The sequence below is a fragment of the Bdellovibrio sp. NC01 genome, assembly GCF_006874625.1.
Lineage (GTDB): Bacteria > Bdellovibrionota > Bdellovibrionia > Bdellovibrionales > Bdellovibrionaceae > Bdellovibrio.
In genome coordinates this window covers 559440-583446 of record NZ_CP030034.1, presented here as the reverse complement: position 1 = coordinate 583446, position 24007 = coordinate 559440, and the positions used below count along the sequence as shown (strand labels likewise).

General features: G+C 45.4%; 20 protein-coding genes. 7 read left to right on the top strand and 13 right to left on the bottom strand.

Annotated elements, in window-relative coordinates:
- Positions 1–82 precede the first annotated feature (82 nt).
- Positions 83–973, top strand: coding sequence for a universal stress protein (locus DOE51_RS02840; RefSeq protein ID WP_142695079.1), 891 nt, complete (start codon positions 83–85; stop codon positions 971–973).
- Between the two features lie 11 nt (positions 974–984).
- Here the strand turns inward: DOE51_RS02840 and DOE51_RS02835 are convergent, their stop codons facing one another.
- The 3 genes from DOE51_RS02835 to DOE51_RS02825 all read right to left on the bottom strand — a co-directional run bounded on the left by DOE51_RS02835 (position 985) and on the right by DOE51_RS02825 (position 4871).
- Positions 985–2559, bottom strand: coding sequence for a murein L,D-transpeptidase (locus tag DOE51_RS02835; RefSeq protein ID WP_246845295.1), 1575 nt, complete (start codon positions 2557–2559; stop codon positions 985–987).
- Positions 2560–2775: 216 nt separating this feature from the next.
- On the bottom strand, positions 2776–3915 hold the full coding sequence (locus tag DOE51_RS02830) for a citrate synthase (protein ID WP_142695078.1): 1140 nt from the start codon (positions 3913–3915) through the stop codon (positions 2776–2778).
- A 65-nt stretch (positions 3916–3980) separates the two neighbouring features.
- Positions 3981–4871 (bottom strand): PP2C family protein-serine/threonine phosphatase, encoded by an 891-nt coding sequence (locus DOE51_RS02825; RefSeq protein WP_142695077.1) that lies wholly within the window; start codon positions 4869–4871, stop codon positions 3981–3983.
- 181 nt (positions 4872–5052) lie between these two features.
- On the opposite strand from DOE51_RS02825, the gene DOE51_RS02820 reads away from it, so the two are divergent.
- Entirely contained in the window at positions 5053–9393 is a 4341-nt protein-coding gene (locus DOE51_RS02820; protein ID WP_142695076.1) for a tail fiber domain-containing protein, read from the top strand.
- Here DOE51_RS02820 and DOE51_RS02815 read toward each other — a convergent pair whose 3' ends face one another.
- Both DOE51_RS02815 and DOE51_RS02810 read right to left on the bottom strand, forming a co-directional pair.
- Positions 9394–10203 (bottom strand): trypsin-like serine protease, encoded by an 810-nt coding sequence (locus DOE51_RS02815; protein ID WP_168196378.1) that lies wholly within the window; start codon positions 10201–10203, stop codon positions 9394–9396. It lies immediately after the preceding gene.
- A gap of 99 nt (positions 10204–10302) precedes the next feature.
- A complete protein-coding gene (locus DOE51_RS02810; protein ID WP_142695074.1) occupies positions 10303–10860 on the bottom strand; it encodes a hypothetical protein in 558 nt (185 codons plus the stop codon).
- 238 nt (positions 10861–11098) lie between these two features.
- Between DOE51_RS02810 and DOE51_RS02805 the strand changes: the two genes are divergently transcribed.
- Positions 11099–11560 (top strand): hypothetical protein, encoded by a 462-nt coding sequence (locus tag DOE51_RS02805; RefSeq protein ID WP_142695073.1) that lies wholly within the window; start codon positions 11099–11101, stop codon positions 11558–11560.
- Here DOE51_RS02805 and DOE51_RS02800 read toward each other — a convergent pair.
- The 4 genes from DOE51_RS02800 to DOE51_RS02785 all read right to left on the bottom strand — a co-directional run bounded on the left by DOE51_RS02800 (position 11557) and on the right by DOE51_RS02785 (position 15660).
- On the bottom strand, positions 11557–12729 hold the full coding sequence (locus DOE51_RS02800; protein ID WP_246845293.1) for a hypothetical protein: 1173 nt from the start codon (positions 12727–12729) through the stop codon (positions 11557–11559). The two genes, DOE51_RS02805 and DOE51_RS02800, sit on opposite strands and share 4 nt — an antisense overlap.
- A gap of 27 nt (positions 12730–12756) precedes the next feature.
- The gene (locus DOE51_RS02795) at positions 12757–13512 is read right to left on the bottom strand and encodes a class I SAM-dependent methyltransferase (protein ID WP_142695072.1); all 756 of its coding nucleotides are present in this window, start codon (positions 13510–13512) and stop codon (positions 12757–12759) included.
- A gap of 124 nt (positions 13513–13636) precedes the next feature.
- The gene (locus DOE51_RS02790) at positions 13637–14704 is read right to left on the bottom strand and encodes a UbiA family prenyltransferase (protein ID WP_142695071.1); all 1068 of its coding nucleotides are present in this window, start codon (positions 14702–14704) and stop codon (positions 13637–13639) included.
- On the bottom strand, positions 14701–15660 hold the full coding sequence (locus tag DOE51_RS02785; protein ID WP_142695070.1) for a polyprenyl synthetase family protein: 960 nt from the start codon (positions 15658–15660) through the stop codon (positions 14701–14703). The genes DOE51_RS02790 and DOE51_RS02785 overlap by 4 nt, the downstream gene beginning before the upstream one ends.
- A gap of 81 nt (positions 15661–15741) precedes the next feature.
- Between DOE51_RS02785 and DOE51_RS02780 the strand changes: the two genes are divergently transcribed.
- The 4 genes from DOE51_RS02780 to DOE51_RS02765 all read left to right on the top strand — a co-directional run bounded on the left by DOE51_RS02780 (position 15742) and on the right by DOE51_RS02765 (position 20641).
- Complete coding sequence (locus tag DOE51_RS02780) at positions 15742–16173, top strand: thioesterase family protein (RefSeq protein ID WP_142695069.1); 432 nt, start codon at positions 15742–15744, stop codon at positions 16171–16173.
- Positions 16173–16628, top strand: a complete 456-nt coding sequence (locus DOE51_RS02775) for a YkgJ family cysteine cluster protein (RefSeq protein ID WP_142695068.1) — start codon at positions 16173–16175, stop codon at positions 16626–16628. Before DOE51_RS02780 ends, DOE51_RS02775 begins: the two co-directional genes overlap by 1 nt.
- Before the next feature lie 345 nt (positions 16629–16973).
- Complete coding sequence (locus DOE51_RS02770; protein ID WP_142695067.1) at positions 16974–18440, top strand: anion permease; 1467 nt, start codon at positions 16974–16976, stop codon at positions 18438–18440.
- 188 nt (positions 18441–18628) lie between these two features.
- Entirely contained in the window at positions 18629–20641 is a 2013-nt protein-coding gene (locus DOE51_RS02765) for a hypothetical protein (RefSeq protein ID WP_142695066.1), read from the top strand.
- Here DOE51_RS02765 and DOE51_RS02760 read toward each other — a convergent pair.
- From DOE51_RS02760 to menA, 4 genes are read right to left on the bottom strand one after another with little or no spacing between them, the layout of a single operon-like run.
- Positions 20638–20955 carry a (2Fe-2S) ferredoxin domain-containing protein gene (locus tag DOE51_RS02760; protein WP_246845291.1) on the bottom strand — a complete coding sequence of 106 codons (318 nt, stop codon included), beginning with the start codon at positions 20953–20955 and terminating at the stop codon, positions 20638–20640. The two genes, DOE51_RS02765 and DOE51_RS02760, sit on opposite strands and share 4 nt — an antisense overlap.
- A complete protein-coding gene (locus DOE51_RS02755; protein WP_142695065.1) occupies positions 20952–22112 on the bottom strand; it encodes an AMP-binding protein in 1161 nt (386 codons plus the stop codon). The genes DOE51_RS02760 and DOE51_RS02755 overlap by 4 nt, the downstream gene beginning before the upstream one ends.
- A complete protein-coding gene (locus tag DOE51_RS02750; RefSeq protein WP_142695064.1) occupies positions 22088–23080 on the bottom strand; it encodes an enolase C-terminal domain-like protein in 993 nt (330 codons plus the stop codon). Before DOE51_RS02750 ends, DOE51_RS02755 begins: the two co-directional genes overlap by 25 nt.
- The gene (gene menA, locus DOE51_RS02745) at positions 23077–23955 is read right to left on the bottom strand and encodes a 1,4-dihydroxy-2-naphthoate octaprenyltransferase (RefSeq protein ID WP_142695063.1); all 879 of its coding nucleotides are present in this window, start codon (positions 23953–23955) and stop codon (positions 23077–23079) included. Before menA ends, DOE51_RS02750 begins: the two co-directional genes overlap by 4 nt.
- Positions 23956–24007: the final 52 nt, after the last annotated feature.

Below are 24007 nucleotides of genomic sequence, written 5' to 3'. Positions count from 1 at the left end.
ATAGCGCTTGTAGGACCCATAACAAGCCTGTCAGAAATGATCAGTCAGCTGGTCATTTCTGACAGGCTCGATCGGAGACTGTATGTCTAAGAATATGTTGATTGCGGACGACCTTCTAAATGCCACGGCCTACTCTAAGGAACGTTCCCGTCTTATTCACGAATTCTCTTCTGAGCTTGCACAAAAACTAAAAGCTTCAGCCAAACTTCTTTATGTGAAAGATACATCTCGTAAAGAGGAAACCTTGAACGAAAATCAAACCAGAGAAGAGGTTGCGGCGTTTTTTGCGAAACGCAAAGTACGTTTGCAATTTGTGGCAAAAACCGGAAGCCCGGTGGAAGAAATTCTGCGCGCTGAAACGAGTTCTCCCCGTCCAAGTTTGATTGTTATGGGGACTCACGGCAAGACGGGTTTAGATCGTCTCTTCCTTGGCAGTGTCGCAGAAGAAGTGATTCGTCACTCTTCAACGCCGGTTCTGATTTTAGGTCCGCAAGTGAAAGACACCGAGGTTAAAACAGGTGGCAAGATTCTAGTGGCGACGGACTTAACTAAGAACAGTCGCCGCGCGGAAGCTTACGCATTGAAACTGGCAGCGGCCTTAAAAGCTGAAGTCGTATTCTATCACTCTTTGTTTGAAACGATTCGCACGGCCGATCAATATGCAGCCATGTCTGGCAGTCTTTATGTCGATGATACTTTTATCGCGACGTTAAGAAAGAAATCGGGTCAGGCTTTAAAAGATAAAGTGAAACAGTTCCGCGCAAAACGCGTGAAGGCTTCTTTCATCATGGATGAAAAAGGATCGACCTCTTCAGAAGCATTGGTTGAAGAGGCCAGCAAAGGTTATCAGTTCTTGATTATGGGAACTCACGGCCGTAATTCCTTCGTTAGCGCATTTGTAGGTAGTACGGCTCGCCAGACCCTGATTTCGACTTCGATTCCAACCGTGATCGTACGATCTCGTTTGAAATAATGTCTTGATAATCAAAAGGGTGATGCCAAATATCTTCGGATATCAGAGTTCTGATCGTAGGAATCGATCACAAATCGGATGACGCCGTCAGAACTCATTTGTGAAGTCAGATATGCGAGGTACACCGGCATACGCTGCTCTTTCTTCAATGAGATTTCTGTCGACTTATTTAAAACTTCACCCGGTTTTGCAACAGTGGCTTCAATCACCTGACGAGTCCACTGCGTACCCTGTAGAAGATATTCGGCAAGATCAAACGGTTTTTCTAAGCGAATACAACCCGAACTGATTTGTCGTTGCGGCTCCGCAAACAGCTCGCGTTGATTTGTATCGTGCAAGTAAATCGAGAATGAATTCGTCAATTCAAACTTCACGACACCTAAAGCATTACCAAGATGCGGTTTCTGACGAATATAAATATCGACAGCTACAGTACCTTGGCTGATACCCCACCAATCGATCGTTGATGGATCAATACGTTTCGTAAAATTCTTATTCCAAACTTCATAGTTGTGGCTGTTGAAGTAGTTATTAATTTCCCAATACGGAAGATTTTTAATCTCTTCCACCTTGTCTTGCATGAATACTGTTGGTGGCACGACCCACGATGGATTTAAGATTACCGTCACAATTTCATCACGCATCGTTGGTGATTTACGCTCGGGACGACCATTGATGGTCCTGAAAGCCATCGACATATTTTGTTTTCTATCCAGCATACCGAAGTAAGTCATCGCAAGATTCACGAAGATATAACGATCTTCGAAGCGTTGTGGAAACCAGCGCATTTTTTCCATATCGGCTTGCATTTGTCTGACACGATCAACACAAGATACGTTAAACCACGTCCATGTTCTACCCCCAGGGGAAATCACGCCGTCTGGTTTCACTCTTAAATTCCACTGAATATCGTTGATTGCTGCTAACAAATCACTGTCATAAAGATTGTCGTAGTTCGTGAAGCGATAACCTAAAAGTGCTAGGCGCTTTTTAATATCGATAATCACGTTATCTTTCACATTTAATTTCAAGGATTTTTTCGAAGGTTTGATCGGCGTCCACTGCCCATTCGAGCATGCCGGATAAATGCGCTTCAACGCTTCTTTCACTGATAAGTACGGAGGATTCTGCGGAGCTACGGCCTCGACAATCGCACCAGCACTGTTACCTGCGGCAAGCAGTAGCGCCTGCAACTGTTTTGTCGTCAGGAAATTTTTCTGCACAAACTTAATATCAAAGCCGACAAGTTGTGGATCGACGCTGCCGCTGTACAAGTCTTGGAGCATTTGCAGAAATTCTTGGTTAGTGCGCGCTTTTAAATTTTTATCAGCACTGCCATTACGTTGATAGGCCCACTCCATGTCATCAGTCCAATAAGCGCGCGGATTTAAACCCTGCACCCAAATTCCTAACAACGTGTTGCGCATGTCATCTAAAGACAATTGATCGATAATCGCGATGTAATCAGGCTGCCCAGAGACGGTCAAAAATCTTTCAGCTTCGGATTGATTGTACTGCGCGCGAACAGGGCCACTGATCATAAGCGCGCCGATAAGAGTAAGCATCCATACTCGGAAAAAAGACATAAAATCCTCCTCTTCGTACTATCTCTATTGTCTTCTTAAATGCGTTGTAGAGTTAGTTGATTTTGGCCACGAGCCGAGGGGATTTCGAATAGAAAAGCGAGCTTTCTGCCGGAATGCATGCGCGAAAAATACTTCGCACGACTGAAGAACAGAATAAAAAAAGGGAGTTCTGTTGAACTCCCCATTTTTAGTAGATTTTCGTCTGGTACAGTCGGATTAGCGTTGAGCTACCGGCTTCCAAGTCAAACCTTCTTTACCAGCCCATTTACCACGAGGACGGTAGATACGATTGTTCGCATATTGCTCGAACGCGTGAGCGCACCAGCCAGAGATACGAGAAGCCGCGAAGATTGGAGTGAACAAATCAGTTGGGATACCCATTGCGAAATATACTGTCGCAGAATAGAAATCCACGTTCGGCATCAAGCCTTTTTCTTTGTACATAGTATCGTCGATCAAAGTCGACATTTCGTACATCGTGTGGATGCCAGCGTCTTTAGTCAATTTGTCAGACATGCCGCGAAGGATACGAGCACGTGGGTCACCGTTTTTGTAAACGCGGTGGCCGATACCCATAACTTTTTCTTTCGCTTGAAGAGCGTCTTTTACGAATTGTTGAGCTTTATCCATTGTGCCGATTTTTTGAAGCATTAGGATCACTTGCTCATTCGCACCACCGTGCAAGGGACCTTTCAACGCGCCAATCGCAGAAACGATTGCAGAGTGAAGATCAGACAATGAAGAAGCTGTTACGCGAGTTGCGAATGCAGAACAGTTCAATTCATGGTCAGCGTGAAGGATCAAGCAAGTGTCCATGACTTTTACGTGTTCAGTGTTTGGCTCTTTACCGCCGCCCAACATGTACATCATGTTCCAAGCGATTGATTTGTCAGTTTTAGGAGCGATTGGTTCTTTACCTTTGCGGATTGCATCGAATGCGCAAAGAAGAGTTCCCATTTTCGCAGTCAAACGAACTGATTTGCGCAAGTTTGCTTCAGCGCTCATGTCGTTTGCATCTTTATCGTAGTGAGCCATCAAAGATACAGCAGTACGCAACCAGCCCATTGGGTGAACGTCTGTTGGAATACCTTTAAGAACTTTGATGAAATCTGGCGAAAGAGCCATTTCGTTATGAAGTTCCGCAGAGAATTTTTGCAATTCCGCAGCTGTCGGAAGTTTGTCATTCCAAAGAAGGTAAGTAACTTCTTCGAATGTAGAGTTCGCAGCTAGATCGTCGATTGTGTAACCGCGGAAATTAAGATTGTCGCCAACGATGAATGATACTTTCGTTGTACAAGCAACAACGCCTTCTAAACCTTTATCCAAGGCGCCTTCGTAGATATTAACCTCAGCCATTTGAGTGTCCTTTCTGAGTTTTGAATAACAAAGTAATATAAAAAGCCGATACCATTGTCACGCACCTAGTTCTTAGCTAGCTTAATCACTCGATCTTTCACTTCAGTGACGATCAGAGTTTGATCACGAACTGGATCTTCTTTGCCCGTGTACTGCTGGTTGGCGTAGAGAATTTCGTTACGAAGTTCATGGACGCCCTGCTTCGGGGCCTTGGAGATCGCTTCGGAAAGACGGTGTCCTCCCCATGCAACTCCCAAAGAATTCTGCGAGTTTTTAAGACCTTCAGTGGCGATAATGAGTCTATCACGTGGATTCAGTTGAATCGTGCGACTTTGAGGCTCTGTGTTAAAATCTCTTCCAAGGCTTGGTCCAGTCGGTAACAGTTCTTGAAGCGAGTCTTTCCCGTAAACTGATAGGAAGCTATCGATGTCGCCCACAGAACAATACTGAAACTCATAACTGCGGCGGTCGACGATACCATAGAAGATATTAGCGCGATCGTCGTTGGAAATATTGGGAACGACTTCTTTGGCAAGCAGCGCCACAACTTTGTGCGCCTCAAGACCACGGCGAGCTTCGATCTGAGATGAAATCTTAATGATAACGGACAACAAAAGAGAGCTTAAAGAATAGCCCGAAGCGCTGGAAATCAAGATTCCAAACTTGAGTTTGTCTTCATGCTCAAAGATATCAAAGTAATCCCCACCCGAGCGCGTACCGGCCAAAAACTTGGTACTAAATTCGAAGCCCTGGATATTTGGAAGCTGAGTCGGAGACAAAAGTTTTTGCAACGCTTGCGCCATCTTCAACTCTTGGCTGATCTGCGCAATCATTTTCTCGAGTGAAGCATTTGCTTTAGTCAGCTCTAAACGATAGCGATGCAGCTCGGCCTCTTTAACAGCCAACTCATGTTCAAGTTCTGAAATTCGTTCTTTGAGTGATTCGTCATTCGCCATGAAACTTCCTCGACAACAGATATGGTAGAAAGTTTTTGAAGGCGAGTCAGACGCTTTTATTTTCGCAAGATTTGTTCAGACCAAAGACCTAGGACTAAGGGCTGACCGTTCTCATTAAGAGACAATCTAATTGAGACATCTTATTAAAGATTCCAACAAAAAAACCGAAAAGATAAGGGAGATGAGTCTTGCAACGTACCTGAAACACCTCATTCTGTTGGCCGTTATTTTCTTCCATCAATTTGTGATGGCAAGTCCCGCCGTACTTACCTATCAGGGACGTATTTTAAAAACCGACGGAACGCCTCTCGAAAACAATAACGTCAGTTTCATTTTTCAAGTCACAGATCCAAGTGGTCTTTGCGTTGTCTATCAAGAACAAGTCAACGGTATTAACATGGTGAACTCGGGCGGTGTGTTCGACGTTCCGATTGGTAAAGGCTCTGTCGCTTATCCAACATCAGGCTCATTCACAGTTCTTGATGCTTTCAATAACGGCGCGACATTTACATGTCAGGGTGGTTCACCTTATTCACCAGCAGCTTCGGATGAACGCCGTTTGCGCGTGCAATTTTATGACGGCACTGGTTGGAAAGTGATCAGTCCCGATTCAGTTGTGCGCTCGGTTCCTTATGCTGGTTATTCTTATTCCGCCGCAAAACTTGGAACCAATGTCGCTTCTGATTTCGTTTTGAAAACGGGAATTCCTACCTGTGCTTCGGGCACCTTTCTTTCGTGGGATGGCACGCAACTGACGTGTGCGGGTGTGGCCGGTGCCAGTGGCGGTACGGTGACTAACGTCACTTCTGCGAACAGCTACATCACGATCATCAATAACACATCTACACCAACGCTGACTTTGAACGTTGGTACATCAACGAACACTGTTGCCGCTGGTAACGACCCGCGCTTTAGCGATGCACGCACCCCAACTGGAAGTGCTGGCGGAGATCTGAGCGGCACTTATCCGAATCCTTCGGTTGCGAAAATTCGTGGTAGCGATGTTGATAGTGCCACGCCAACTTCAGGACAGGTTTTAAAATTCGATGGTGCAAAGTATACGCCCGTCACTTTAGCAATCGGTGACGTTTCTGGATTAAGCGCCAATCTATCTTCTTATTTAACGAAGGCTGCGTTCAATGGTTACGTGGCTTCTGCAAGCTGTTCTGTCAGTGAAACGATGTATTGGAATTCTGTATCTGGAAATTTTCAGTGTCAGACAATCAATGTCGGTCTTGCTGGTGACGTCACAGGTTCTATTGGTGCCGCGAAAGTTGTGGCTTTGCAAAATCAACCTGTCGATGCAACCGTTCCAACTTCAAATCAAGTTTTGCAATGGAATGGTTCGAAATGGATTCCTGCCACTTTGCCTGCTGGCAATGCGGGAACTGTGACTTCCGTCAGTGGCACCGCACCGATTAGTGTGGCGACTGGAACTTCAACTCCTGTTGTTTCAATTTCGCAAGCGACGACGTCAACAAATGGCTACTTAAGCTCTGCGGATTGGAATACTTTTAATAACAAACAAGCCGCTGGAAATTATGTCACCGCTTTAACTGGCGATGTGACTGCAAGTGGTCCTGGCTCTGCCGCTGCAACGGTTGCGAAACTTCAAGGTTCGACGTTAACGCTGACGGCGCCTGCGAATAAAGACTATTTAAAATTTAATGGCACGGCTTTCGTGAATTCGCCATTGGCGGCAAGTGATTTGACGGGAACATTGCCTGCCTCGGCATTGCCTGCATTTACTGGCGATGTGACTTCGTCTGCGGGTTCCACAACGTTGACTCTAGCTGCTGCCGGAACTGCCGGTACATACTATAAAGTAACGACAGATTCCAAAGGTCGTGTGACTTCTGGATCTGCTTCTTTAGTTGCGGCAGATATTCCTTCATTAGATTGGTCGAAAATTACTTCTGGCAAACCGACCTCACTAAGTGGCTATGGTATCGCTGACCAGCTTGTTACAAACGCAGGCGGCACACCATCAATTCAAACAGGTACGGATGCTTTAAAGCCCGGCTCCCCTTCCGCCGGCGCAATTTATTTCGCAACTGATACAAAAATTATTTATCAATACAACTCAAGTGCTTGGGTTGCGATTGCATCAGCGACGGGATCTGGTGGCACCATCACGGCTCTTACAAGTGATGTTAGCGCCAGTGGTTCAGGATCTGTCGCGGCGACAGTAAATTCAGTTGGCGGCTCAACGGCAGCACAAGTTCACTCTGCGGAATTGGCTGCGAATGCTGCAACCAATGCGAATACGGCAAGTGCGATTGTTAAACGTGATGCTTCTGGAAACTTCGCTGCCAGCAACGTGACTCATGCTGCGAATACCGGCGATGTTTACACGGCAGGTTCTGGCTCTAATACGGTGACAGTGCAAGGTCCATCGGGTGCGGTGACGGCGAATTATGTTTTGCGTTTACCGACCGCTCAGGGAAGTGCGAATCAAATCATGCTTAATGATGGTGCGGGAAATCTTTCGTGGATCGCGCAGCCGTCTTCTTCAGGTCAGGTCCTTCGTTATAATGGTACGACATGGGTTCCTAATTTTGTAAGCATGTTTGATTTGCGTTCTACAATCACGGGCACTCAAGCATTTGGTGGTGTGGGTTGTACGGCAGGGCAAACTTTGACGTGGACAGCCGCGACCGATAATTTATCGTGCACAAATATTTCAGTCACAAGTTCACAAGTTTCTTTCGGTTCACAAACTGCGAATACATTCTTTGCGGCACCGAATGGTTCTGCTGGTACACCGACGTTTAGAACTCTTGCAGCAGCGGATTTGCCTACAAGTGGTGTCGGGGCTGGAACTTATAAATCAGTGACTGTCGATACGTATGGACGAGTTACTGCGGGAACAAATCCAACGACCTTGAGTGGTTATGGAATCACCGATGCTTTCGCGCAAGGTGGTAATTCTTTTGGTGCGACTGCGGTTCTTGGTACAAATGATAGCAATAAATTAAGTCTTGAAACCGGTGGCACTACTCGCATGACAGTGGATACATCAGGCAATGTTGGTATCAATACCACAAATCCAACATCAATGCTTCAAGTTGATAACGGCTACATCACAACGGGTCGTTACGGTTCCTCTGGAACAACTGCTGGCGCGTTAGTTTTACAATCTGCAGATGGCACTCAAGCAGCTCCTACAGCGGTGGCTTCGGGACGATTGATTTCATATATCGGTGGCCGAGGTTGGGATGGCGCTGCCTATAGAGAAATCGCATCGATCGGATTTAGTTCTGATGCTGCGATCTCTTCCTCTTCTTCTCCTGGATTAATCACATTTGGAACAACTCCAAGTGGTGCGACGGCTACGATAGAGCGCATGCGTATTGCTGCAAATGGTTTGGTTGGTATTGGCACAACAGCACCGACTTCCGCGTTAACGGTGGGTGGTGGTCTAACCAACGGCGATATCCTTTTAAAAGCGGGTTCGGGTCTTCCGAATGATGCGGGTGATGTGATCTTCGCAAATTACTCTGGCACTCAGCTTGGTCGAATTTGGACAGATGGCGGAGGCGGATCAGGTATGTTTCTTACCGGTCAGACCGGCGTCACTAATGCCAACATGTATTTGGCGAACAATGGGTATGTCGGTATTGGAACGACTTCTCCCGTTCGACAGTTTCATCTTAATGGCGTTGGTACCGAAGCCTCTATGGTCTTAAGTCGTTCCGATGGTATGGCGGATAAGAAAAACTGGCGTATCATGGCGCAAAATAGTGGCGCGGGTAACGCAAATAATTTCTATATTGATCAGATCAACGACGCCGGAACAGCAGCTACGAATATGATGACCATACTTCCAAACGGCAACGTCGGCATTGGCACATCCGCTCCTAACTACCGTCTGCATGTACCTGGGGTAGCGGCGATCGCAGCAATTGTCGGAGGTGAAACAAATGGTTCAGGTAATTTCCATTTGGATTCATGGAGCTCTGGCGCAGATCGCGCCGTGTACATCAATTGGGGTGTCGGCACTGGAGGCTTGAAAGTTGGTAACGGCTCAAGCACGTGGGGACCGGCCTATGCAGCGTCCTTCAACGTCACTTCAGATCGTCGTCTAAAAGAGAACATCAAGCCAATTGAAAATCCTCTAGAAAAAGTATTGCAACTCGAGGGCGTGACTTTCACTTGGAAAGACAAAAATAGAGCCGCTGGCGAAGGACCGAAGATCGGTGTGATCGCGCAAAATATCGAGAAAGTTTTCCCTCAAGCTGTGCGCATCGAACATGGCGAAAGCTCTTTGCCAGGTGGTACGAAAGTAGTTTCTTATCCGGATTTGGTGGCGCCATTGATTGGCGCTGTGAAAGAGCTTTATCACAAGTGGTTTGATGATTCTCAACAATTGCATGCTTTGGTTGAATCCCAAGCGCGCGAAATTGCATCGATCAAAGAACAACAGGCACAAACGGCTTCTGAAAACGAAAAGATCAAGGCCGAGAATCAAGAAATGAAAGCTCGTCTTGATCGTCTAGAAAAACTCATCGAGAAAAAATAATTAAAAGCGCGCAGAAGGATCGAGCTGCGCCGCTTTTTCAAGAATCCACGGCATATAAATATCAATTCGCGTATAGACAGCTGTGCCCTTGCACAGCTTCGTTAGCTTTTTGTCTTTGCCGGTAATGCGATTTGCAACTCCGAACACTTTGAGGCCTTGGTTCGTTTGTACCAATGCTGGTCCGCCCGAATCTCCGTGGCAGCTTCCCGAGTCCGTGTTGAGCTGATCAATTGCTACTGTGGTTTCTGAAAACGCCTCTGTCGCAATTCGCAGATTTGTTTTACGAAGAGTTCCCACGCCTGTTTCCCAACGAGCGTTGCTATAACCATAACCCGCTGTCGTAACAGTCGTACCTGGTTTCAAAATCGAGAAGTCTTCAAGAATCGAAGTGATTCGATAGTTACTTGGTATCGCTGATGCCAGTTGAATCAAGGCAACGTCGTTCATGTTTTTCAAAAGTGTCAGTTGCACATAGTGCGTATGGACTTCAATTTGTTTTGCAACCTTAACCGCGTCCCGTCCTGTCAGACCGAAACGCACTTCAATATCAGAAGCTTTCGCCTTGTAAACACAGTGGGCTGCCGTCAAAATCAGACGCGAGCTGATAATGATACCAGAGCACGATTGTTTTTTATTTGTATCTTTGATGTAAACCGTACGAGCTGCGATAGGATCAGATGAAGACACTTTATCGCCGCCCACAATCGCAGCATCACTATTCACAACAACATTGTTTGAAAAATTATTTTCCGCACAAGCTGACAGAAGAAGCGATAGTACTAAAGCTTTAAGCACAGAAATCGTTTTCATAGGTCCCACTTTTGTTGAGGCCTTCATTTGTAACAAAAAGCAAAGGGGCTTCGATAGCCCCTTTGTAAATCTAACAGGAATGTAGTGTTCCACGACCGCTTAGAAGTTCTTTTCTACTTCGCAACCTTTAGCGCGAGTTTCTTGAACTCTCTGTTTAAGGTAAGCAAGTTGTTCCTCTTTAGTAAGAGTCGAACGGCAAACCAAGTTTTCTTGAAGATCGCTATATCCGCCATCAGAACCTGTAGAGCAGCTCCAGCCCAGTTTTTCAGTACCGCTAGCGATAACAAAGCCCACGTCATCAATTCTCATGAAAGAGATTCGCGTGTGGGTTTGGTAATCTTCAAGATCCGGGCAGTTTTCAACGTAGGCAGGCTCAACCAAGATGTTTTGAATTTTGCGCATAGAAAATACGGAATCAATACGTGCGACACCATCTGCGCCCGTTAATGTCGTCACCTGATTATTGATGGATTTACCGCTGGAATGTGGGATCAAAATTTTTGAAAGATCCGTGGCCTTTGTCTGCAACAATACCGGGAAGCCAGCGATCGGCTGGTTATTTTTGTCTACAAGTTTGACAGTCATTGCCGGCGTTGAATAAGCAAAACTGCCTTGAGCACACAATAAAAAAGCTAAGCAAGTAACAAGTGCTTTCATCGATTTCTCCAATAAGGTTTTTTCGAGGAACTTACGGGAGCAAAAGTTATTCCTACTTTGTTCCATGTGCTGTGCAATTTAAGCGTATTTGGCGGCGGAAACGTCGAAAAAACTAACAATATTTTGCCTCTGTCGTTTTGCTCTACACTTCTTTCCCCGGCCTCGGTGAGATGATTTTGTTTAGAGAATGGGAACAAGCTTTGCTTTAAGAGGGCTATCAACCCCAAAGAGGTGTTCCATGAACAAAGCTTTACTCGCTCTTTCATTTTTTCTTCTTTCAGCGCAAGCCCACGCGGGAACATCGACTGGGACCATTGCCGTTAGCCTGACAATCGTTGAACAAGCGCAAATGGCATCCACGCTGTCTTCGAACAGTGCCGACTATCAAGGGGCCACCGCATTGCATGTTTTAACGAATGCGACCGATGGACAAGCGGTCGATATTTATTTGAACGGAGCAAAAGTCGCGTCGACTCGATCGAACAATGGTGTCGTTGTCGTGACGATGAATGAAAAATTGGCGAATGCTAAGAATGTGGATTTATCATTCCGCTCGGGCGGCAAAAATCTTCAGGTTTTGCAAAGTGCTGTTGAGCGTGGGAATAACCTGATCCCTAAAATGACTTTGGACCCGCAAGTACGCCAGGTCCAAATTGGTAATCGGACTGTAGGAATTCAGTCGGTCGTCGTAGAATTCTAAACTAACAACTTTTCGATACGCTGAAGCTGTTCTTCTTCAGAACGTACACGCGCTTGAATATGATCAGGGACTTGGCCTTCTTTGAAAGTACCAAGGCCTTGCACGTGATAGCGCACTTCACTGAGGCGCTTGTGCACTTTATCTTTTGCCCAAGACATCACACCCACAGATTTAAATTCATTTCTGAACCACACATTTGAAATGTATTTGGCGTCTTGAATTTCTTCAAGCTTGCTGTTGCCTGCAAAGTGACCCCAAATCATTTGCGCAATAAATTGGAAGAATAAGATGCCGATAAATAGAATCATGAACTGCAAACTTTTATCTTGAAAGCCGCCTGTATCGTTGGAGTATCCCAACAGCATACCATGACGAATTTCCCCGGCGACCAAGAAACCGACGATGGCGCCAACTGCCGAAACAACCGCGAACTGCGCACCCAGTTTACGACAATCTTGATTCAACGAACGCGTGTGCCACCAGAATAAAATCATACGACCGATGCGCTCTCCCGCAAGAAGTGCAAGAGCGCCGTTGAACGAAATGAAGTTAGTGAAAAGCAAGCTTAAGCCCAAAGCCATCGACCAGAACTCGACTTGTACAAAAAGACTGACCACAATCGCTGCCGCCAAGATAGCTAGTACTGATTGGAATCGTCCGTCGGCTAAAAAGAAAATGAATTCGCTTTCCATACCGAACGTGCTTTGCACAACCGAAGAATTACGAAGCAGCACTTCCCCACCCAACAAAAACAAGCCCGTAAAGAAAATCCATTTTAAAACTTTATCAAGCTTCGGAGTGATAAACGGTGTTAACAAAAACACTGAGCACAAGCCCATCAAGAACAAACCATTGAAACTCATGTACAAGAAGCCAAGAATCAACATCCACCATGCGCTTAACGTACTTAAACACATAATCAAGACGCTGGGTCTGACGCCCACGATGCGCAAATTGTAAAGCGCCATTCCGGCGTACAAAGATTTTTGCGGAGAAGCCTCAAGAATCGCGACATCAAGCGAACGAATCAGCATGCTTTTAAAGTCTGATTCAAGACCTTTACTTAAAAACTTCTTTTGAAGGTTTGCGAAAAGCTCGCCTGCATATTTTTGTGATTGGCTTAAACCCATCATCATCAATACGAAACTTCCTAACCACAATAAAATCATAAGTGCTCCATGACCAAGGCTATTCAGCTAGCGATTGCTATTTAGCTCTGCATTTACATAGGTATCAAAACGAACAACTTTGCCTTCGAAAGAATGAATTTTTCCCGGCAACAGGTCTTCAGCCTTCATCGGACGCTTCACGACCACACGACGAACCGGACATTGCAACGCCAGCTCTAAAACTTTCGCGGCGTCATCGTCATGACCGACAAGATCACGGAAGACGACCATTTCTTGTTTCGGCAAAGCGGATTTCTTTTTATGCGGATACATCGGATCGAAGTAAATCGCATCAATGTCCATCGTATCTTTGTGATCTTTTAAAAACTGCAAGCTATCGCCGAAGTGCAGTTGATAAGACTTCAGATATTCTTTCGTCGTGCGCGCGAAAGCTTCTTTCAAAAGCGCATACAAGATTGGCGAACGTTCAACGCCCGTCACTTGAAATCCCAATTGCATTAAGAATACGCTGTCGACACCCATACCGACTGAAAGATCCAAAATCTTGCGACAGCCTTTGGCTGCGCCAAGAGCTTTCGCAATCAATTCATTTTTGCCAGAATGCCCACGACGTTCATAATCAAGATGGTTTTTATCAAAATCAATTTCAAGCAAGCGCTTTTCAGCATCACGTACAAAAACACGCTCCCCTTCAACATGAAATCGAAAGAAATACGACTCAAGATTTTCCGGATTGATCGGACAACCGAAGAACGCTGCCCACTCGTTAGCCTTCGCTAAACCTGCCTCGTCTGAAATAATACAAACTTCTTTAACGCTCATTTGAAAGCCTCAGCCGCACAAGTGCCAAAGGCACTTGCGACGAAGTCCACGCGCGAGGAGGAAGGCGTACTGCAAGTACGTCGACGACGAAGCAACGAAGTCGGATGGGGCTTTAAAATGAGCGTTACGTGAACAGGTACCACAGACATTCGAATACCCAGAGGCCTATGGTGATAAGGAATAATGACAAACCGTATTTGTGTACCAAACGAAGTTCGCTGCCGACAGAACTAGAAATATTCTTAAGCTTTTGAACAAAGCTTATCGATGCAAGCAACACTGCCACCGTCAAATAGAAACCCCAGTAAAGGCCCGCATAGATGTAGTGATACGCCAAGTTCATTGCGACAAATGCAAACCACCAGAACGCCAGCAAACGACGAGCTTTATCAAAGCCTAACCAGTTCACGGTGTTTTTAAAACCAGCTTGGCTGCTTGGCAGAATGTTTACGAAGTTTTTCAAATGCACGACGTACAAAACGCCCCAACCCCACAAGCATCCCAACCAGAAACTTTCTGAATCTAAAGGACCACCCAGTGAAAGTTGATAACCGATCGTCAACAATGGGCCCAGCAACAAGAACAAAGCAATCTCGCCACCGATTTGATACTTAAACGAATTTTGTTTTTTAAACTGCGCCCACATGCCGACGACAACTGAGACTGCAATCACGGCAGCGACCATTGGGAAAGCAAAGATCACCGGAAGCGAACACAAGATCGCAAGCAACAACAACAACGATGACAAGTTCTTTACTTGCATCGCAGTCATCCAACCGTTTTGAATCGCACGGCTTCCGCTGTTATCGATAATACGATCGACACCCTTCACATGATCCATAAAATCATTGCGCAGATTTGCCGACCAGAACGCCAGGAACAAACCAACTGTGGCAATGATTCCTGTGTAAGGATCACGAATGGTGTGATCAACCACGTTTTTAGTCAGAACCAAAAACAACGGGACCAGAAGAAGCAGAAAACTGCGCGCTTTCAAAGTCTTCGCCAAAACCACGGAATAAGAGGGATGAACAACATCTTTGGTCGGTACGATTTTAAACGTCACCGTTTCTGATGCTGAGTTCACGTTCAAAGATTGAATTGGCAAAGCACGCTTATCTGTTGCGAATGTGCCCAGCAGATAAGACTGAAATTCAGGTGAATTTTTAGAAAGCGTGATCAATTCACTCACGAAGAAGGCTTCCTTCTCCAGTAAAGAATCTCGGTCAATGGACGAAGTTGATCGATCAAACGCTCTTCACCCGGCTTCAAGTGTTTTTTCAAACGTTCAAGATGGTGATCGTACATTTTGATCAAACCGTTATTGATTTCGTCGAACTCTGCAAGTTTTGCATCGAAGATCTCTTTACCACCGATGCTTTTATAGTAGTCTTCCAAAGTTTTCGACTTCACGATTTGGTCGATCTCTTGGCGAGAGCGGCCTTTGCATACGAACGCACCAAACGAATTCAAGTAGCCTGACTTAAGATCACCCAAGATCGCTTTGCCTTCGTCGTTGCGAATGTCGTAATCCAAAAGATCGTCACTGCGTTGGAACAATTGTCCAAGCAAGGTGCCCATCTCTTCCAAAGTTTGGTGAAGATCTTCATCGTAACGTTCCTGTGCGATGAACGGCGCACGAATACACCATTTGAACAAACTTGCTGTCTTCAAATTGTGAATACGATCAAGTTGTTCAAGAGTGACGAAGAAATCGCCAACCACTGAATCTTGCAACCACTCGCCCTCGAGCAAATCAGAAATCACTTCTGCTGTGTATTGCACAAGCTTGATGTTGCCGTGACCAGAAAGATTCACCATCACGCGCGCTAACAAATAATCGCCCGCAAGAACTGCGTATTCTGGAGTGTACTTCAACCACGCTGCTGTTTTGCCACGACGAAGATGCGAACGATCGATCAAGTCGTCATGAAGCAAAGAAGCGTTGTGAATGAACTCGATTGTTTGTGCTAAAAGAAGTTCGGCTTTGCCATCCAAAGAAAGATTGGAAGCCATCATGCGAATCAACTTCGCGCGGAAACCTTTACCGCCAGCAAAGAGGTCATCGTAAAGCTTGTTGAGCTTTGGTAAATAGGCAGGGAAATCCCTGGAATCATAGACTTTCAAATCAATGACGTTGCGCGACAATGAAGACTCCTCATGTGACGTCAAAATGTCGAGTTAATCGCTTGCTGTCAAGGGGCTAGAGGCTTTAATGTTCGAGACATTATGAATCAAATCTTCAAAACGAAAAAGACCCTGACTTTCAGGGAAGCAGACCCAGCTAAAATCATGTTTTTCGGGAATATCTTCGGCTTTGCTCACGACGCTTTTGAGCAATTTATTTTGGAAGCCGGATATACGTGGAAAGAGTATTTCCAAGACCCCGAATACGCGATCCCTTTGCGCCACACAGAATCGAACTATTTAGCGCCGTTTTTTCCTGGCGAAACGTATGATATCGCGGTCACGGTCGCAAGTTTTGGTGAGACTTCCTTTAAAATGAAATACGTCTTTAGCCAAAAGGATAAAGTTCACGCCGTTGTGACAATGGTCCACTCTGTTCTTGATTTAAAAACGAAGCAAAAGACAGCTCTTCCTGATAAGATGAAAACTCGTTTCGGGAAATATCTGGAAACTCCAAGCGAGGTTAAAGCGTAATGGAAGAATTCAAATTCACTGGTAAAGAGTGGTGGCGCGAAGGCGTTCGTTTTGAGTGCACAGGTTCTGGCAAGTGCTGCACATCTCATGGCGAATTCGGTTTCGTTTATTTGAATTTAGAAGACCGCCAACGTTTCGCAAAATATTTCGGTATGACGACATCGGCATTCACACGCAAACACTGTGAAAAAACTGGTGGCATCTGGCATCTGAAAGAAGATCCGAAAAATCCTGACTGCCGTTTTCTTAAAGGCAAATCATGTGGCACTTATGAAGCACGCCCGACGCAATGTCGTACTTGGCCATTCTGGCCCGAAGTGATGAACGCAAAATCATGGGCCAAAGATGTGAAAGCATTCTGCCCAGGAGTCGGCAAAGGCAAACTCGTTCCAGCTGAGAGTATCGAACGCCAACTTCGCGAACAGATCGAATCGGAAAAGGGCTGGGGGAAATAACAGTCCTTTAACTTGATTGTCGTGATGCGGGGATTTGCGGAGGCTTTAGATTTTAGCCTTTGCTTCTTCGGCACGGCTTCCTGCCTCGTCGCTTCACCACTTCGTGGTGAGGGCCATCCAGGCCCCGCGAAGGCCTCATCCGCAAATGCTAAAATCTAAATCCTCCGCAAATTTTGCCTTCGACAATGTTATTGAACTGTTATTTTCGTGTGTCTATCCACGTTTGATTTTTGTATCGACATTGGCAATCCACATCCTCTTTTTGTTTATTCGTTGCCCTTTCTTTTTGTTGGTGAAATTCTTTTGGTAATGATTTTCCATCGTTGTCGGTAGGAGTTTTTGGCTATGAAGTTGCCTCATGTAAAAGTTGTTCCGGCTGTCATTGCTTTTATTGTTACTTGTCTTTTTTGGTTTGTGATTTCTCCTCCTGAGGGAGTCGACATTAATGCTTGGCGATTGCTTGGGATTTTTGTTGGGACCATTGTTGCGATTATAGGTAAAGCGCTTCCTATTGGTGGGGCTGCTATGATTGGGATTTTGCTTGTGGCTATTACGCAAGTTACGAATCCTGGGAATCCTGCTAAGGCGATGGCTGATGCTTTGAGTGGATATTCGAATACGCTTATTTGGTTGATTGGGATTTCGTTTTTTATTTCGCGTGGTTTTATCAAAACGGGTTTGGGTGCGCGCCTTGCCTATTACTTTGTTCGACTTTTTGGTAAACGCACTTTGGGAATCAGTTACGGGCTTTCGATTGCCGAACTTGTTCTTTCACCGGTGATGCCAAGTAATACGGCTCGTGGTGGTGGTGTGATGTATCCGATCAATCGTTCTATTTCGGAATCGATGGGATCTTATCCTGATGAAGAGACACGACGCAAATTAGGTGCGTTTCTGACTCTTGTTGCTTATCAGATTAATATTATTACTTCCGCGATGTTTGTAACTGCGACGGCACCCAATCCGCTGGTTGTCAGCGGTATTCGTGACATCGCAAAGATTGATGTGTCATGGAGTCAGTGGGCGATTGCCGCGATCGTTCCTGGTCTGCTTGCGATTTTGATTATTCCGTGGGTGCTATACAAACTTTATCCGCCGGGAATTAAAGAAACTCCGAATGCAGCGGAATACGCAAATCAGAAACTTGCTGAAATGGGCAAGATCAAAATGGAAGAATGGATCATGATCGGTGTCTTCTTCCTTTTACTGATTATCTGGGCTGGAGTTCCAAAGTTGATTTCTGACGATCCACATTTTGATATTGATGCGACGGCGGGAGCGTTTGTTGGTTTAGGTGTGTTGTTATTCTCGGGCGTATTGACGTGGGATGATCTGCTAAAAGAAAAAGGTGCCTGGGATACAGTGACGTGGTTTGCCTCACTTGTGATGATGGCAACATTCTTAAACAAATTGGGCATCATCGCGTGGTTTTCAAAATCCGTACAAGCACAGATCGCAACAATGGGTCTTGGTTGGGTGTCAGCAGCAATTATCCTCGTGTTGTTGTACGTCTATATTCACTATTTCTTTGCGAGTAACACAGCTCACATCTCGGCGTTGTTTGCTTCATTCTTTGGCGTTGGCGTCGCGCTGGGTGCTCCACCGTTGGCGTTCGGTTTGTTCTTGGGTTTTGCTTCTTCTTTATGTGCTTCGATCACTCACTACGGTACGGGTTCAGCTCCCGTCTTATTTGGTGCGGGTTATGTCAGCATGGGTGAATGGTGGAAGTTTGGTTTGCTTGTGAGTATTTTAAATCTGATCATCTGGTTTATCGGCTGTGCAGGCTGGTGGAAGATTTTAGGATATTACTAAAAACAAAAAAGGCAGCTTCAACAGAGCTGCCTTTTTCATTTAATAAACTCACAAAATCTCATTCTTATCTTATTCAAAATCATTTTTGACGTTTCAATCTGAGACAGAAATCTTACATTGGTAAGAGACCTGTTAAGAATCTCGTTCTGAATCTTAAGCGCTCCTAGGTATCTGTCGAAAAGTACTGCATGAAGCACGTACGTTCGAAGTCCTTACTTCTATCACTCATGTCGTTTGCTATTTTAGCTGGTTGCGAAGATCCCGCCGTGGAAGTGGCATCTTTAGGCAAAAAGCTTTCAGCTCCAACGTTAAAGAGTGCAAGCCCCTTCGATCAAACTTTTGATGGCAACAATTACGTGCACATGAGTGGTATCTGTGACAATCGCGTCGGCGATCTTTCGGTTAGCTTTGTGATTGGCACTAACAACTCAACGACAACTGGCACAACGACCTCTTCGGGACCAACAGCCGCACAAATTGCGGCGGCTGCCATGTATCACTCGCCTGCATTAAGTTCTGATATTTCAGGTACGACTTTGCAAACGACACCTACGAACGATATCAACTGTGCCGACGGCGTATTTGATTTTTATATCACTAAAAAAGATATCGCTTCGATCTGGGGATTTGACGCTTCTGACGACTCCATTGATGTCAGTCAAATCATGATGAAAGGTTCGACATTGATCGGCGACACACAGGTGCTGGTCATGACGGACAAGAATAGTAATGGCGGTAGTTCCAACATCGCGACTAAAATCGTCTTGGAAAAACAATGGCCACGCGGCTTGGCCGGCGGTGGTCGTTGCGAGTCATTCAACGTCTTTTTAACGGATGGCAACGGAAATTACGCCACGAACTCAACTGCAACTTCATTCACTATAAACAAAGGCATTGCAGGCTCAACAGGCCCGGTGGGTGGCTATTTAACTTGGAGTGATTGCAACAATGCCGTCTCAGGCGCGAGCAGTGCCATCCCAGTAAGTACATTCACTTTGCCGGCGGGCCAAAACAGTATGCAGGTCATCGTGATCATGCCATCAACAGGTTATGATTCTACGTTCACCTATCAGGCAGCCAGTGCAAACCTAGCATCGGGTGCGGCAGATTCCGTTCTACTTCGTGATCCTTCTTCAACCCGTACTTGGGTTGCTGTTGATCCAAATACAAGTCATAAGATTCATAAAGACATTTGCTACCCGTTAGGTTTCGACCAATATTCTTATTCAGGTGGATACTACGCAGGCAGCTCTCAAGTTGTTGTGACCCCAACTGCGGCAAACACGAATTTAAAATTTTACAGTGACGCCTCTTGTGGAACTGCGATCACAGAATTCAATATTGCGTCGGGCAACTATCACGCGGGAGTTTACGTAAAATATGTTTCCGTTGCGAGTGATTCCAGTGATGAACGCATCAAGGTCGGCCTAACGACCGATAAGCCAGCAAATATTGATGCTGCTTCTTTCATTCTTGAAGTAGACAAAACGGGTTCTGCAACAGTGTCACAGCTCGACATGTGGGGACCGAATGAAATTCAACGTGGAACTTGCAACGCTTACATGGGAATTCTCGCCAACAATCACTTTGCGCCAATTCCTGCTACAACAGATGTTACCGTTGGCTTAACGACGACTGCGACTGGTTCTTTTTATTCCGATTCATATTGTACGACTACTATTTCCTCACTGGCGTTTTCACCAGGACAGTGGAACAAACTTTATTACTTCAAAACAGAAACGAATGTGACTCCTCAGAGTTATTCGCTGAATTTGTATTCATCAGGCCTGACTTCAATGAGTCGTAGTCTGAAAGTAAATGCCGGACCGGCCATTTCCTACAGCATCAACATTATGCATAGCCCACAATCACTCGCAACGGGACAATGTACAGAGATCGCTCTTTATACGTCAGAATCTTCGGGCGAGCTTGTCGCACAATTACCAGTAAATGTGACGATAGCCACAACGGGTCTTGCAGATTTGAGTACGGTGAAATTCTATACAGATGCAAGCTGTGCAAATCCAATTTCAAACAGCGTAGCGACAGCCATACAGCCTTATAATAGCAATTCGTATCGCTTGTATGCTCTTTCGACTAACACCAACTATTCAGAAACCAGCGTAGGTTTATCACTGATGGTGGGGTTCGGTTCAGGCGGAGCACAAACTCAAAGTTTCGCGCTTCCGCTTTCCCACTAAATTTTTTGTCTTAACATTTTCAACAGCTCTTCACGGTCTTTTTCTGGATGGACCGTGAAAGTTTCTGTTTTACCGTCTGTGCTTGCATAAGTGATTGCTTGAAGTTCATCAATACACACATCTAAGCAACTGCTTGTGACGATGCGGATTTTAGAAAGATCACCCGTCTCTTTAAAACTTTTCTTCAAAAAGTTTTTTAAGTTTTCGCCAGCATTGCCTTCTTCTTTCAAAGAAGAAGCTGAGATAGATTTAGCGCATTTCGTGCAAACGAGAACGATACCTTCGGACCAAGGATTTTCTTCTTTTTTAATCATAACCTTCTCCTTAACTCGCTCCACTGGATCTTGCCTAAATCGGTGCGTGGAATTTCACTGACATAATAAATCTTACGAACTTTTTCGAACGGGAGTACTTTTTCAGCGTAACCGTTTGCGATTTTTTCGGCAACTGCCACATCCAAAGTGGAAACCATATGAATCTCTGCACCCAGACGAGGGGACGGCATATCTAATAAAGTAATATGTAGTGGCCATTGAGGATTCATTTCCAAGGCCGTTTGCTCTAGGACAGCCCGAAGTCTTGCGACGTTAGTACCCTCCCCGCCGATCTTTATATAGTCTTTGCTACGACCAGAAATTTTCAAAGCTCGTCCATCGACTTCACCACGATCTTCAGAGACAAACCAGCCCTGAACTTTCGGGTCCCAATGACGAAGCCCTTCAGAAGTGTTTTGAGCGTAGCATGTGAAGAGTGACTGCGCATTTACTTCTAAAAATCCTTCAGGATTGGTGCGAGCTTGAGCATGCGATAACAATTCAATATCGGGATATTCAGATGTTTTAAGTGATTCCAAAGATGCCGTCGCAATTTGCGAAGCCGTTTCAGTCATTCCATAACTTGGAAGAACTGGCCAACCCAAAGCGCGCGCTTGATTAAACAATGGCACATCAAAAACACCACCACCCACAACAATCGCACGCAGATGTTCAGGGCATTTTAAGCCATGAGCCACAAGATCGTAAACTTGTGTGGGCACCAAGGCTGACAACGTACATTTTTCAGTAACGAGTGTTTGATAAAAATGATGAACGTCCCAGCTGTTGTTTTTCAAAGCCTTCACCACGCGGGAACCAGCAAGCTGTGCGCGAATTTCAATTCCTAAACCACCAACATGAAAATGCGGCAGCACTTGAGTCCACACGTCTTCAGGTCCCGCTTGTAAATGTTTGTTCACCGATTGTGCGGAAGCCATCAACGCTTTTTTAGAAAGTGCCACCAGCTTTGTGGCACCAATCGAATCAGCCGTGGAACCCGAGGTTGCAATCCACACGTGACCTTGCAGTTGCAATTTATTTTGAACAGTTTCAGCAAGGGAATGAAGTTTATCAAAATCCGCTTTTGGAAAACGCGGATTAAGTAAGATCACATTATCGTCAGAATAAAGATCTAGCGGAGCTTGATGTGATACCACGGCAAGGCCTCCAACAAGTCATCAAAGCCAACACCCGTCCCACGAATGCGACGAATGAAGGGCCCCTTGGTGTCGATTTCTGCGGAAAAAATATCCATCTGATACAGACGATGAGTCAAACAACCTGCTTCAAGAATCATATCGCCGTGAAGTTTTTTAAGTTCCATCGCAATCGTCATGGCGTGAGCAACACCCACAGCGTGATCCATGTAACTTGTGATGGTTGCTTTCAAGCCGTGCTCTTGGCATTTTGTGATCGCTTGATCGACATCCATTTTTGCGGGCTTAATCACGATCACATCAAACGGTGCTTGCGTGAATTGATCCCACTTCACTTTGTGGTATTGATTGTCGATGGCGATCTTCGCTAAACCTTGCGCTTCTTTCCAGGCATTGGCATCGAATGGAAAAGGATCTTCAACATATTCAATCCTCGCACGCACTTGCGGCGTCAGATTTTTCATAAAGCGTTCAAAGATCTGCCAGTTTGCCAAAGCATTAAAATCCAAACGGATTTTAAAATCACCGGCTGCAAGGTAAGTCAAAGCTTCCGCTTCCTCTTGCAAGTCTCGGCCGATTTTCAACTTCACCGTGTCGTAGCCCTCCTTCTTGATTTCATCAAGAAGGAGCGGCTTTACGTCTTCAGCATGGGTGATCAGATAATTATTTTTTAGCGGAGTACCTACGTCGAATAAATTTCTTTTCTTCGAACGAGCGTCAGCATCCCTGCGTGCAAGCCAAATCGTTTGTTCAATCTGTGAACTGATTTTTCCTGCACGAAGTCCCGCGAGTTGTTCTTCCAAAGTCGGATCACCCAACTCGGGCCACGGTTGCAAATCGGCATAACCGACAAGACCGTCCCCCCATTCAACTTTAAAAAGCACGCCCTCACGATGAGTTTGCACACTCACCGCGTTTAATGACGTGATTGGTTTTAAAGTGTAGGGACTGTAACTAAGTTTAATCAAAAAATAAATCCTAGGGTGATTAACAAACCAAATACCAAGTGCAAACCAGCTGCTTGGCCTAAGAATTTATTGTAAACAGGACCGGGCTCTGTCGTGAAAACGTTTTTTGTCAGTTTGATTGCTAGTGGCAATGCAAACAATGAAACGATCGCAGCGATTTTGTAACCTTCAAACCACCAGTAAAGATTCATTACGAACGGCAAGAATGCCATCGCGGCGATTTCATAACGTGCAAACTTTTTACCGAAACGCACGGCCAAAGTTTTTTTATTCACAAGCTTATCACCATCAGCATCGCGCAAGTTATTTACGGCAAGCAATGCTGTCGCGTGAAAACCAATTTGTAAACCAAGAACGAGGGCTTCAATCATCCACTCGCCTGTGTTTAAGAACACGATGCCGGTCACAGCAAGGATTCCGAAAAACACGATCACAAAAAGGTCCGCGATTCCAAGATAGGCCAATGGGAATGGGCCGGCCGTATAGCAATACGCCATCAACACAGACGCAAGACCAATCGCTACGATCGTCATGCCCCCCTTCATCACCAACGGAATTCCACACACCACCGCCAACACTAACAACACACTTGCTAGTGCCATCACTTGATTGGCAGAAAGAATTCCAGCCTGAGTGATACGTTGCGGACCGATACGTTTTTCGGTGTCAGCACCCTTTTTAAAGTCGACAGCGTCGTTCACAAGGTTGGTACCGATTTGGATAAGGAAAGAAGCCGCCAGGGCATAAAATAAAACGTGTCCGTCCCATGAAAGACCGATGGCTTTAACAAGGGCTGTACCTGCTAAACAAGGTACCAATGCCGCCGTCAGAGTTTTAGGGCGAAATGCGAGAATAATACTTTTAAATTGACTCATCCGCGCATCATACACTGTTTTTCTCGTGACCTGAAGCACTTCTAAAGGCAAA

Coding starts and splice junctions, on each gene's coding strand:
- DOE51_RS02820 (WP_142695076.1), top strand. CDS start 5,053: ATGAGTCTTGCAACGTACCTGAAACACCTCATTCTGTTGGCCGTTATT.
- DOE51_RS02815 (WP_168196378.1), bottom strand. CDS start 10,203: ATGAAAACGATTTCTGTGCTTAAAGCTTTAGTACTATCGCTTCTTCTG.
- DOE51_RS02800 (WP_246845293.1), bottom strand. CDS start 12,729: ATGATTTTATTGTGGTTAGGAAGTTTCGTATTGATGATGATGGGTTTA.
- DOE51_RS02805 (WP_142695073.1), top strand. CDS start 11,099: ATGAACAAAGCTTTACTCGCTCTTTCATTTTTTCTTCTTTCAGCGCAA.
- DOE51_RS02810 (WP_142695074.1), bottom strand. CDS start 10,860: ATGAAAGCACTTGTTACTTGCTTAGCTTTTTTATTGTGTGCTCAAGGC.
- DOE51_RS02770 (WP_142695067.1), top strand. CDS start 16,974: ATGAAGTTGCCTCATGTAAAAGTTGTTCCGGCTGTCATTGCTTTTATT.
- DOE51_RS02775 (WP_142695068.1), top strand. CDS start 16,173: ATGGAAGAATTCAAATTCACTGGTAAAGAGTGGTGGCGCGAAGGCGTT.
- DOE51_RS02840 (WP_142695079.1), top strand. CDS start 83: ATGTCTAAGAATATGTTGATTGCGGACGACCTTCTAAATGCCACGGCC.
- DOE51_RS02765 (WP_142695066.1), top strand. CDS start 18,629: ATGAAGCACGTACGTTCGAAGTCCTTACTTCTATCACTCATGTCGTTT.
- DOE51_RS02780 (WP_142695069.1), top strand. CDS start 15,742: ATGAATCAAATCTTCAAAACGAAAAAGACCCTGACTTTCAGGGAAGCA.
- DOE51_RS02795 (WP_142695072.1), bottom strand. CDS start 13,512: ATGAGCGTTAAAGAAGTTTGTATTATTTCAGACGAGGCAGGTTTAGCG.
- DOE51_RS02825 (WP_142695077.1), bottom strand. CDS start 4,871: ATGGCGAATGACGAATCACTCAAAGAACGAATTTCAGAACTTGAACAT.
- DOE51_RS02830 (WP_142695078.1), bottom strand. CDS start 3,915: ATGGCTGAGGTTAATATCTACGAAGGCGCCTTGGATAAAGGTTTAGAA.
- menA (WP_142695063.1), bottom strand. CDS start 23,955: ATGAGTCAATTTAAAAGTATTATTCTCGCATTTCGCCCTAAAACTCTG.
- DOE51_RS02760 (WP_246845291.1), bottom strand. CDS start 20,955: ATGATTAAAAAAGAAGAAAATCCTTGGTCCGAAGGTATCGTTCTCGTT.
- DOE51_RS02835 (WP_246845295.1), bottom strand. CDS start 2,559: ATGTCTTTTTTCCGAGTATGGATGCTTACTCTTATCGGCGCGCTTATG.